The 10582-nt window shown below is 63.2% G+C and carries 11 protein-coding genes and 1 tRNA gene; 1 reads left to right on the top strand and 11 read right to left on the bottom strand.

Features of this window, described 5'->3' with window-relative positions; all coding sequences use genetic code 11:
• Positions 1 to 21: 21 nt before the first annotated feature.
• Genes L0B83_RS12050 through L0B83_RS12060 form a run of 3 tightly spaced genes read right to left on the bottom strand, consistent with a single transcriptional unit; the run spans position 22 to position 2776 of the window.
• Complete coding sequence (locus tag L0B83_RS12050; RefSeq protein ID WP_234758688.1) at positions 22 to 1080, bottom strand: L-idonate 5-dehydrogenase; 1059 nt, start codon at positions 1078 to 1080, stop codon at positions 22 to 24.
• Positions 1080 to 1850: an SDR family oxidoreductase gene (locus tag L0B83_RS12055; RefSeq protein ID WP_234758689.1), complete on the bottom strand. Its 771-nt coding sequence runs from the start codon at positions 1848 to 1850 to the stop codon at positions 1080 to 1082. The genes L0B83_RS12050 and L0B83_RS12055 overlap by 1 nt, the downstream gene beginning before the upstream one ends.
• The gene (locus tag L0B83_RS12060; RefSeq protein ID WP_234758690.1) at positions 1847 to 2776 is read right to left on the bottom strand and encodes an NAD(P)-dependent oxidoreductase; all 930 of its coding nucleotides are present in this window, start codon (positions 2774 to 2776) and stop codon (positions 1847 to 1849) included. Before L0B83_RS12060 ends, L0B83_RS12055 begins: the two co-directional genes overlap by 4 nt.
• A gap of 71 nt (positions 2777 to 2847) precedes the next feature.
• Here L0B83_RS12060 and L0B83_RS12065 point away from each other — a divergent pair, with 71 nt between their 5' ends.
• Positions 2848 to 3915 (top strand): D-2-hydroxyacid dehydrogenase, encoded by a 1068-nt coding sequence (locus L0B83_RS12065; protein ID WP_234758691.1) that lies wholly within the window; start codon positions 2848 to 2850, stop codon positions 3913 to 3915.
• A gap of 179 nt (positions 3916 to 4094) precedes the next feature.
• On the opposite strand, the gene L0B83_RS12070 is transcribed toward L0B83_RS12065, so the two are convergent.
• The 8 genes from L0B83_RS12070 to L0B83_RS12105 all read right to left on the bottom strand — a co-directional run bounded on the left by L0B83_RS12070 (position 4095) and on the right by L0B83_RS12105 (position 10129).
• Positions 4095 to 5450, bottom strand: coding sequence for an MFS transporter (locus L0B83_RS12070; protein ID WP_234758692.1), 1356 nt, complete (start codon positions 5448 to 5450; stop codon positions 4095 to 4097).
• A 176-nt stretch (positions 5451 to 5626) separates the two neighbouring features.
• Positions 5627 to 6424, bottom strand: a complete 798-nt coding sequence (locus L0B83_RS12075; protein ID WP_234758693.1) for an IclR family transcriptional regulator — start codon at positions 6422 to 6424, stop codon at positions 5627 to 5629.
• A gap of 288 nt (positions 6425 to 6712) precedes the next feature.
• Positions 6713 to 7240: a methyltransferase family protein gene (locus L0B83_RS12080; RefSeq protein ID WP_234758694.1), complete on the bottom strand. Its 528-nt coding sequence runs from the start codon at positions 7238 to 7240 to the stop codon at positions 6713 to 6715.
• Between the two features lie 52 nt (positions 7241 to 7292).
• A complete protein-coding gene (locus L0B83_RS12085; protein WP_234758695.1) occupies positions 7293 to 8003 on the bottom strand; it encodes an SOS response-associated peptidase in 711 nt (236 codons plus the stop codon).
• A gap of 112 nt (positions 8004 to 8115) precedes the next feature.
• A tRNA-Val gene (locus L0B83_RS12090) sits at positions 8116 to 8188 on the bottom strand.
• 56 nt (positions 8189 to 8244) lie between these two features.
• Entirely contained in the window at positions 8245 to 9201 is a 957-nt protein-coding gene (locus tag L0B83_RS12095; RefSeq protein ID WP_234758696.1) for an NAD-dependent protein deacetylase, read from the bottom strand.
• Positions 9202 to 9206: 5 nt separating this feature from the next.
• Positions 9207 to 9710 carry a peroxiredoxin gene (locus tag L0B83_RS12100; protein WP_372461190.1) on the bottom strand — a complete coding sequence of 168 codons (504 nt, stop codon included), beginning with the start codon at positions 9708 to 9710 and terminating at the stop codon, positions 9207 to 9209.
• Positions 9707 to 10129, bottom strand: coding sequence for a DUF3052 domain-containing protein (locus tag L0B83_RS12105; RefSeq protein ID WP_234758697.1), 423 nt, complete (start codon positions 10127 to 10129; stop codon positions 9707 to 9709). The genes L0B83_RS12100 and L0B83_RS12105 overlap by 4 nt, the downstream gene beginning before the upstream one ends.
• Positions 10130 to 10582: the final 453 nt, after the last annotated feature.

A 10582-nucleotide genomic window follows, 5' to 3' on the forward strand; every position in this document is an offset into this window, starting at 1 on the left:
GAAGCCCTTGATCGGCTGCGCCTAGTCCACAGGCTGGAAGTTCAGGAGGACCTTCCCCGATTCGGCCGAGTTCCTGGCCACCTCAAAGGCCTCGAGTCCGCGGTCCAGCGTGAATTCGTGCGTCACCACCGGGTCCACGTAGAGCGAACCGTCCGCGAGCGCGGCAATGACCTCGTCGATTTCGTCGTTGAAGCGGAAGGAACCGAGCAGCTCAAGTTCGCGCGTGATGGCCAGGGAAATGAAGACCGGCTGCGGTCCCGAGGGCAGCAATCCCACCATGACCACCTTCCCGCCGCGAACTGCGCCCTTGATGGCGGAGGCCAGTCCGAAGTGGCTGCCGGAAGACTCGATGACCACGTCGGCTTCCACGGCGGCGATCGCGTCGGCGTCGTCGCCTTTGAGGACTTCGTCGGCGCCCACTGCACGGGCGATCTCAAGGGGCCTGTCGTACATGTCGACGGCCACAATCCGGCTTGCGCCCTGGCGCTTGAGGACGGCAACTGCCAGCGCGCCGATCGGACCGCTTCCGATGACGAGCGCCGTTTTTCCTGCCACGTCCCCTGCCCGGGCGACGGCATGCCAGGCAACGCTGGCTGGCTCCACGAGCGCCGCCGTGCGCAAGTCGAGCGAGGCTGGAAGGGTCCTGAGCATCCGGGACGGCAGGGTGGCGTAGCGGCTGAAGGCCCCGTCCGTGTGCGGGTACCGCGCCGCACTCCCGAGGTAGGTGCAGCCCGGAGAAAGGTTGGGCCGGTCTTCCGGATACTTGGCGTCACCGGGGGCCGGAGTCGCGGGATGGACGGCGACGGCGGTTCCGGCTGCCGGCCCGCTGCCGTCGGCGGCCTGCTGGACAACGGTGCCGACGATTTCGTGGCCGAGCACCATGGGAGCCTTGAGGATCGACTCGCCGGCGGCGCCATGGAGCCAATAGTGCAAGTCAGAGCCGCAGATGCCACCGTAGGCGATCTCCACGACGGTTTCATCGGTACCGGGAGCAGCCAGGGAGATGTCCTCGATGCGAAGGTCGCCGGCGGCATGGGCCACGACGGCAGGGGAAGTCTGGGGAAGCTGGAAGCCGCTCATTAGACGACCACCGTCATTCCGCCGTCGACGAAGATCGTCTGGCCGTTGACGAAGTTCGAAGCCTCTGAGGCGAGCCATACTGCCGGACCGGCGAGGTCGGCCACGGTGCCCCACCGGTGGGCCGGCGTCCGGCCGAGGATCCAGGAGTTGAAGTCCGGATCGTCCACGAGGTTCTGGGTCATCTCCGTGTGGATGTAGCCCGGGGCGATGCCGTTGATCTGAAGGCCGGAGGCCGCCCATTCGGCGGTCATGGCGCGTGTCAGGTTGCGCAAGCCGCCTTTGGCCGCGACATAGGGTGCGATGGTGGGACGTGCCAAGTCCGTCTGCACCGAGCAGATGTTGATGATCTTGCCGCGGCCCCGCGGGATCATGCGGCGGGCGGCTTCACGTCCGACGAGGAACGCGCTGGTCAGGTCGGTGGTGAGGACCCGCTCCCAGTCCTTCACGTCCAGGTCCAGCATGGGAACGCGGTGTTGGATTCCCGCGTTGTTGACGAGGATGTCGAGCGGCCCGACGTTTTCCTCGACCCACGCGATGCCCCGGGCCGCTTCCGTGTCGCTCGTGACATCGAAGGCGCAACTGTGGATGCGGCCGGGCCCGAAGCCCGCAGCCAGGGCGGCTTCGGCGTCCTTGAGCCGTTCCTGGTTGATTCCGTTGAGGACAACGGCGGCACCGGCCTCCGCCAGTCCGCGAGCCAGCGCGTTGCCGATGCCGCGGCTGGATCCGGTCACGAGCGCAACGCGCCCGGTGAGGTCAAAGAGTCCACTCATGCTTGTTTCCTTACTTGGTTCAAGGGGCTTACGGAAGAGTCGCTGAGGTTGGCGATGGCCTGGCGAACAACTGCCAGGTCCTGGTCACCCAGGCCTTGATCGATCAGCTCGCGGTAGAGTTCGACGCCGGCAGCCGCCATCGGAACCGCGGCGCCGGCCACTTCGGCGCTTTCGAGGACGAACTTGAGGTCCTTGTGCATGAACTTCGCCGGACCTGTGGGCGCGTAATCCTTGGCTGCCAGGCGCGGGCCCACAATCTCCAGGACCCGGCTTCCAGCGAGCCCTCCTGCCAGGACGTCGAAAAGGGCATTCGCATCCATGCCGGAGCGCTCGGCGAGTTCGGCGGCTTCCGCGAGGGCCGCCGTCGTGGTCCCGACAATCAGTTGGTTGCACGCCTTCGCCAGCGATCCGGCACCCAAGGTGCCCATGCGCCGGACGGTGGTGCCCATGGATTCGAGCAGGGGCAGGAGCCGCCGGAAATCTTCCTCGCCGGCTCCCACCATGATGGCCAAGGTGCCGTCCTGCGCACCTTTCGTGCCGCCGCTGACCGGCGCGTCGACGACGACGGCGTTGCCGCCGCTTGCGCTATGCACCGCCCGGCCGAATTCCTGCACAGCGGTCGGCGACACGCTGCTCATGACGATGACCGTTGTTCCGGGAAGCGGCGCCTCCGACCGCCAGGACTCGAGCAGCGGCGCGGCGGCGTCCTGGATATAGGAGAGATCCGGAAGCATGAAGATGATGAGGGGTTGGTCCCGGAGTGCGGCAACCGACTCCGAACGTTGCCCGCCGAGCTTTTCCAACTCGGCGAGCGCTTGGGCGGAACGGTTCCACGCACTGACCTCCCAGCCGTTGCGGAGTAGATTGGCTGCCATGGGGAAGCCCATGAGCCCAAGTCCCACGAAACCTGCCGTTTTCGCGGTCATCGTTCGCATGCACCTCACTTCATCGTGGTTCATCTATCAAAAACTGTTCAATATCCTAGCCTCAATTCAGTATGATGAACACTATGACGACTGATGAACTCACCATCGCGATCGCCGTCCCGCTCGAAGCTGAGCATGTGGAGCGTATCCGCGCAGTAGATCCGAGCATTACAGTGCTCTACGAACCCGAGCTCCTTCCCCCGGAACGCTTCCCCGCCGACCACTCGGGCGATCCGGACTTCAAGCGGACCCCCGAACAAGAGGAACGCTACTGGTCCATGCTGAACAAGGCCCAGATCCTCTACGGCTTCCCCAACGAGAGTCCTGCCGGCCTCGCCCGCATCGCCCAGAGCAACCCGCACCTGCAGTGGATCCATGCCATGGCCGCAGGCGCCGGTGGCGCCGTGAAGGCTTCGGGGCTCGACAGCGAGACCCTGCAAAAGTTCAAGGTCACCACGTCGGCAGGCGTGCACGCCCTTCCGTTGGCCGAGTTCGCAGCCCTGGGCATCCTCAACGGCTTCAAGCGCAGCGCTGAACTTGCCCAGGACCAGGCCGCGAAGGTCTGGCCCGAGCTGCGCACACCCACCAAACTTGTGAACGGCTCCAAGCTGGTCATCGCAGGGCTCGGCGAAATCGGCCTCGAGACCGCCCGCATCGCCCGCGCGCTCGGCATGGCGGTGAGCGGTACCAAGCGGAACGTGGAGGCGATCGAAGGAATCGAGGAGGTCGCGGACAACGATGGTCTGGCCGGGCTCCTTGCTGCGGCCGACGCCGTCGTCAACACCCTTCCCGGCACTCCCTACACGGAGAAGCTTTTCAACCACGAAGTCTTCTCGGCGATGAAGCCGGGCACAGTCTTTGTCAACGTTGGCCGCGGAACTGTGGTTGACGAAGAGGCGCTTCTCGAGGCCCTCGACAACGGGCAGGTCTCCTACGCCTGCTTGGACGTTTTCGCCGTCGAGCCGCTCCCCCAGGACAGCCCGCTGTGGAGCCACCCGAAGGTCATGGTCTCTCCTCACACCTCGGCGCTCAGTGCGGCCGAGAACCGCCTCATAGCCGAGCGCTTCGCCAGCAACCTTCGGACGTTCATCGACGGCGGGGAGCTCCCCCACCAGGTGGACACGGTGCACTTCTACTAAACCCCCAATCCCGGCGCATCATGGCGGCCTTTCCGGTTCAACCGGAGGGGCCGCTTTGCTGCGTGGGGCGGAGCGGGTGTGTGGGCGGAAGTCGGTTTACTGGCGGGCAGGGCGCGAGAAAGCGGCGGCCCCCTCCAATATTGGAGAGGGCCACCGCTTGCGAAAGCCGGGGACGCTGCCTAGCGGGCGTCTTCCAGGGACAACAGGTCGCGGCCGACTGTTTCCGGGGTGAAGAACGTTGTGACGAACGAGATCAGCGCCAGGACCAGCGAGTAGACCGCCAGGACCACCCAAGAGTTGCCGGTGGCGGCCAGGAGGCCGGCCCCGATCAGGGGAACGAAGCCGCCGGCAAACACAGCCGACACTTCCCGGCTCAGAGCCACGCCCGTGAACCGGTACTGCGAACCGAACAATTCCGGCAGCAGCGGGCACTGCGGACCAAGCATGGACTGCACACCAAGGGCGATGCCGACAACCATGACGGCCCACACGAGGGTGACGTTGCCAAGCGTTACCAGGTAGAACGCGGGAATAGCGAAGATTGCTTGGAACAGGGCACCGTAGCGATAAACCTTCACGCGGCCGATCCGGTCAGACAGGGCACCGAAGGTAACCACCATGACGGCTGCAAATCCTGCGGCGATAAGCAGCCCGACGGGACCGATGAATTTGTCGCCCGGGAAAACCCCTTCCTTGACCGAAATGAAGGAGATGAGAAGCGTCCCGTAGATCGAGGAGTTGCCGTTTTCGCCCATGCGGAGGCCGATACCGATCAGGACATTCTTCTTGGAGTGCTTCCAAAGTTCGCCGACCGGGTTTTTCACCACGTTCTTGTGCTTCTCCAGTTCCTGGAAAACCGGGGTCTCCTTCAGCCTAAGGCGGATGAAGATGGCCACGATGATCAGGACGAAGCTGGCGAGGAACGGCACGCGCCACAGCCAGCCTTCGAGCACGCTCTTGTTGGCCAGGCCGATGAGTGCAAAAGTACCTGCACCGAGGAGGGTTCCAAGTTGGATGCCGACGAACGGCAACGAAGCGAAGTAGCCACGGCGCTTGGGCGGAGCGACTTCGGAGATCAGCGTTGTTGCGCCGGCCTGTTCGGCTCCGGCGCCGAGACCCTGGACAATACGAAGAGTTACCAGCAGGACCGCGCCGAGCATGCCGGCTTGTTCGAATGTCGGCAGCAAGCCGATCGCGAAGCTGGCAAGGCCCATCATGCCGATGGTTAGGAGAAGAACCATCTTGCGGCCGAAGCGGTCTCCGATGAATCCGAAGAGGACGCCGCCGAAGGGCCGCGCCGCGAATCCGACGCCGTAGGTGGCGAATGAGGCAATCAGCGCGCCGCTATCGCCCAAGGGTTTGAAGAACAGCGGTCCGAAGATCAGGGCTGAAGCCAAACCATAGATGTAGAAGTCGTAGTACTCCAGGGCGGATCCTACAGAGCTGGCAAGCGTTGCCCTTCGCAGCTGTTGCGGCTCGACTACCGCGCCGTCCGTTTCAGCAAGCTTCGTATTAGTACGAGTTGTCACAAGCACTCCCTCAAGAACACTCCAGACCCCCGTTGGCCTGGCGAGATAGTGTCAGCCGCCATGGCGTGAATCACTATATTGAACAGAGTACAGCACGTTGTACAAGTTTCAAGTGGTGTAATCAGATTTATTTATGACCCTCGGGGCAGCGAGCCTCTGCCGTTGCCGGGCAGCGGGGTCATTCAGCCCATCGGGTTGCCCAGGGAGTGGGCAAGTTCCTTGAGTTCCTTCACCATCAGGGCAGCCTGCTCCTCGGAAAAAGTTGCCTTCAGTGCCGTTACCGAAAGGCCGAGGCTGGGCCCATGCGCCCCGTGGGTGGGGACCGGCACGGCAAGGCACACCACGCCAAGGGTGGACTCCTCATCCTCGAAGGCGTATCCCTGCTTGCGGATCTCGACAACCTGGGCTTTAAGCTCGGCGGCGCTCCGGAGGGACTTCGGTGTCATGACCGGGAGTTCAACGTCGTCGGGGAACATCGCCTCGATGTCGTGGTCATGGAGCTGGGCAAGGAGCACCTTCCCGACGGCACTCAAGGAAAGCGGCATCTTGTCGCCGATGTTGGACGTAAGCCGGACAGCCGGGTGCCCTTCGTAGCGGGCCAGATAGATGATGTGGTCGCCGTCGATCATCGCAATCCTGACGGTCTCGCCGGATAGCGTGGGCGCTTGCTCGCAGAATTTGTAGAACTCTTGGACTTCATCGAGGCGGCTGAGATAGGCGGCGCCGAGTTCAACCAGCTTCCGGCCAAGTGAAAAATCGGAACCTTCGCGGGTAATCAGCCGGGCTTCCTCAAGGGCAAGCAGAAGGTTTGACGTGGAAGACTTCGGAATCCCCAGCTCCCTTGAAAGATCGCTGAGCGTTAGCCTGCCCGAAGGGGCGTCCGCCAAGGCATCAAGCACTGCGGCAGCGCGGGTCACGGCAGGCGCCGGCGAAGAGCTTCCCAATCCTTCGGCGGAACGGGGGGTGCGGGAATCGGCCATGATTCTCCTTCGCGGTCATGCGTCTGGCGCAGAGTGGGCGCGTGCCAGGCGGAAACGCTGCCCGGGGGCAGCGGAAGTCCGGTCCAAGACACTTACGCTTGTTCAATCCACTGAACAACTACCATCATAGTGGCTCGATGCCGGGATGAGACGCGCCGGACGGAGGGCGGCTTCCTTTCCATCTCCAGAAATTCTCTGTATATTCATCTGTGAGCTCTCCACCGCGGCATCCCCCAATAGTCGCGGTGGAGAGCTTTTCCAATTCCCGGGGCGGGATCCAGGCCAGCGCTAGCCCTCTTGCCGCCAGGGAGAGAGCCGCGGCAGCCAGCCCGGGACGTTGGCACGGTAATCCGCATACTCGGCGCCGAACTTGCGGGCCAGGGCGGGCTCCTCATAAAGCCTGACGAAAGCCACCACGGGAACCGCACCCAACGCCACGAGGCCGAACAGCTTCGGCTGCCCCAGCAGGAGACCCTGTCCGGTGATCGCGGCGCCAATGCCCACGTAGATGGGATTCCGCACGAACCTGTAGAAACCACTGACCACAAGGTTCTTCGGTGGCGCAAAGGGTGCCGGCGTTCCCAATCCTTCAAGGGCGAACCGCGCGAAAGAATTGGCGATCACCGCTGCGCCTGCGCCGATCAGCAGGACACCCACGCATTGGGCAGGCAGTCCGCCTGGCACAGGCTGCTGGACCTTCCAGCGGGTCACCACCCAAGGCAACACACCGGCGACGGTGGCCGGGGCCGCGGCGAACACCGCCGTACCGACTTTCGCCAACCTCTTGGAACGCGCTGCATCTTCGGATGCCGTCATGCTGCCATTCTGAGCCGCCAAACCATGCGCGGCAAGCACCAGATCGCTTCCTTCAGGCCGCCGGCTTGATGAGTTCCGGACCGTTGTTCCGAACGTTGTTGACCTTGTCGCTGACCACGCGGGGCACGAGGTGCGGCTCGGGCATGGAATCCAGCAGGGCACGGACATCGGCCTCTGAGGTCGTTTCGGGGTCAAGCCAATCCGAGAACATCTCAGGCGGCACGATCAGCGGCGTGCGGTCATGGATGCGGCCAAGCGCGTCCGAGGCCGCCGTCGTGATGATCGTCGCCGTCCGCAACCACTTCGCAGGGTGGCCGTCTGGAAGGGTGGGGTCCGGCCAGTTCTCGAACAGTGCAGCGAAAGCCAGGATCCGGCCATCGGCATCATGCAGATAGGTGGGGACCTTGCCGCCGTCGGGGGTTTTCTCCCACTCGTAGTAGCCATCGCCGGCGAGCAAACCGCGCCTTGCCGACGCGGCCTTCCGGAAGGAGGGCTTCTCAGTGACCGTTTCCATGCGGGCGTTGATCAGTCGGGCACCGCCTTTGGGGTCTTTCGCCCAGGACGGCACCAGTCCCCATCGCGCCGAGACCAGCTTGCGCGTCACCGGCTCATCTTCCCCGGAACTCCGGTCCAGGATCAGCGGCACCGTGTCGGTCGGGGCGACGTTGTAGGAGGGCTGCAGCTCATCGACGTATGACTCGTTGACGTCGAAGGCATGCATCAGATCGGCCATCGACTTCGAAACCACGTAGCGTCCGCACATGCCTTCATCATGCCGCAGTGCGCGGACGCTGTCAGGTTGGCTGGCAGCGGATTGCCGGCCGATCAAAGAAAAGAGCCCCTGAGCTGCGTTTCCGCAGTTCAGGGGCTATTTGTGGGTCCTACCGGGATCGAACCGATGACATCCACGGTGTAAACGTGGCGCTCTACCAGCTGAGCTAAAGACCCAAACAGTGATCTCAGCGCCCTCGGCGCTTCAACCAACGAACATGTACTTTACCGGATCAATCGACCGGAACACTAATCGGCTTCGCAGAAGGACCCAAATCCGGAAGTTCTGCGGCGAGCCAGGCCAATGCGCCACTGACTCCGGCTTCAACTTTGAGGTCCGCAAACTCGTCGCCACGGGTGTGTCCACGGTTGATGATCACTACCGGCTTGCCGCCTTTGGCTGCGTGCCGCACAAACCTCAATCCGCTCATGACCGTCAACGACGAACCTGCCACCAGAAGCGCCCCGGCTTCGTCCACCATGGAATAGGCGCGCTGCACCCGGTCCTTGGGCACACTTTCACCGAAGTACACGAAATCGGGCTTGAGCGTTCCCCCGCACACGGGACACACAGCCACCACAAACGAACGGATGAGCTCGGGATCCTCTACGGAGGCATCCGCATCGGGTGCCATCTCGACGACGCCGGACGCCTGCGCGGCTTCGAGGAAACCGGGGTTGATTTCCTCAAGGATCGACGCCACGAGCTGGCGGGTGAAGCGATGTCCCTTGTCCAGGCAGATCACGCGATCGTATCGCCCGTGCAGGTCCACCACATTGATGCTCCCGGCATCCTCGTGCAGACGGTCCACGTTCTGGGTGATGAGCCCCGTCATGAGCCCGCGCTGCTCGAGGAGTGCGACGGCGGCGTGCCCGGCGTTGGGATCCGCGTGCCGGAGGTGCGACCATCCAAGGTGGTTCCTTGCCCAATACCGGCGCCGGCTGGCGGGGCTTGCGATGAATTCCTGGTAGGTCATGGGATTCCGCGGCGCAGCTCCAGGGCCGCGATAGTCAGGGATTCCGGAGTCAGTGCTGAGGCCTGCTCCCGTCAGGACGGCAAGCCGCCTGCCGCCAAGAATCCCGGCAGCCTTGCGGAGGACGGCCACCTCTTCCGCATCCAGCTCAACAGCAGGGGCCGGTGGAAGTATGGCGAAGCCAGTCATTCCGATGCCGGGCCGCTGGGCGCTCATCGCCCCTAGCCCTCGCCAAGTGCGGACAATGCCTCGCGGTATTCCGCGAGGTCGCGTGCCTGCCCGCGCGGATTGACCACGACGTAACGGATGATGCCGGCCGCATCAATAATGAAAGTCCCGCGCAAGGACATGCCTGTAGCTTCGTCAAACACGCCATATCTCTTGGCGACTGCCCCATGCGGCCAAAAGTCGGCCAGGAGATCGAACTCGTAGCCTTCCTTTTCCGCATAGGCGCGCAAGGCAAACTTGCTGTCCACGGATACCCCGAGGACTGTGGCATTGGCGTGTTCGAAAACAGCGAGATTGTCACGGATCTCGCACAACTCCCCGGTGCAGATTCCGGAGAAAGCGAACGGGTAGAAGACCACCACCACGTTCCGGCCGCGGAGTTCGGACAACCGGACTGGTTCCCCGAACTGGTTCAAGAGCTCAAAATCCGGGGCTTCCTGGCCCACAACGGGAACTGCAGGACGCAACCCGGGAGGGTTCAACCGGGTGTGCGTCACTTGTTCTTCTTGCGCGCTACGAGCCGGGTGGCGCTCCAGTCCTTGGAGACACCTGCGGACGTAGTGCAATGCAATCCGGCGGTGGGAGCAGCATCTTGGATTTCCGAGGGCGAGACGTAGTTGTCGCGGCCCGACTTGGGGGTCAGCACCCAGACCACGCCGCCTTCACCCAAGGTGGTCAGCGAATCAACAAGCGCGTCGACCAAGTCGCCATCACCGTCGCGCCACCAGAAGATGACAGCGTCTACTACCTCGTGATCATCTTCGTCGAGCAGCTCGGAACCCGTGAGTTCCTCAATGTCATCACGCAAATCGAAATCGACATCATCGTCGTAACCGAGTTCCTGAATCAGATCCCCATCCTTGAAACCCAATCTTTCCGCCACATTTACCGATGTGGCGGCGTCGGCCTCGCTCACGTTTCCTCCTCTTGAAGTGATTTCGATTACTACAAGCCAACACCCTTTGGGCGTGTGCTTCAAGCCATTGTCCCGCGTTCCACCATTATCCGCGCCCCCGCCACGGCCTAAGCCAGAGCAGGATCGGGACTGCAGCCTTGACTGGGGCTGCAACTGCCCGCAATCCAACAGCTTGAGTGTGACATACAGCGCCTTCGCGACCGCGCGGCTACGCATCGCGGCTCGTACAAAGCTACAGTGGCCAGTGAAGACTTTGGCTGCAGGGCAACCGCCCGCCGCGAATAGCGCAGCTGGAGCTCAAGAGAAGCTGCCCGGCGCACATGACCGGGTTGCAGTAACCGATATGTCGCATACGCCGCGTTCATGACAGGCAGTTACCCTGCCGGACCTGAGGCGACGAGAAATGCGCCAAAAGAGAGGTTGGACGTGGCTGCAGGAGAAGAGACCTCACAC

Source organism: Arthrobacter alkaliphilus (assembly GCF_021483235.1).
Lineage (GTDB): Bacteria > Actinomycetota > Actinomycetes > Actinomycetales > Micrococcaceae > Arthrobacter > Arthrobacter alkaliphilus.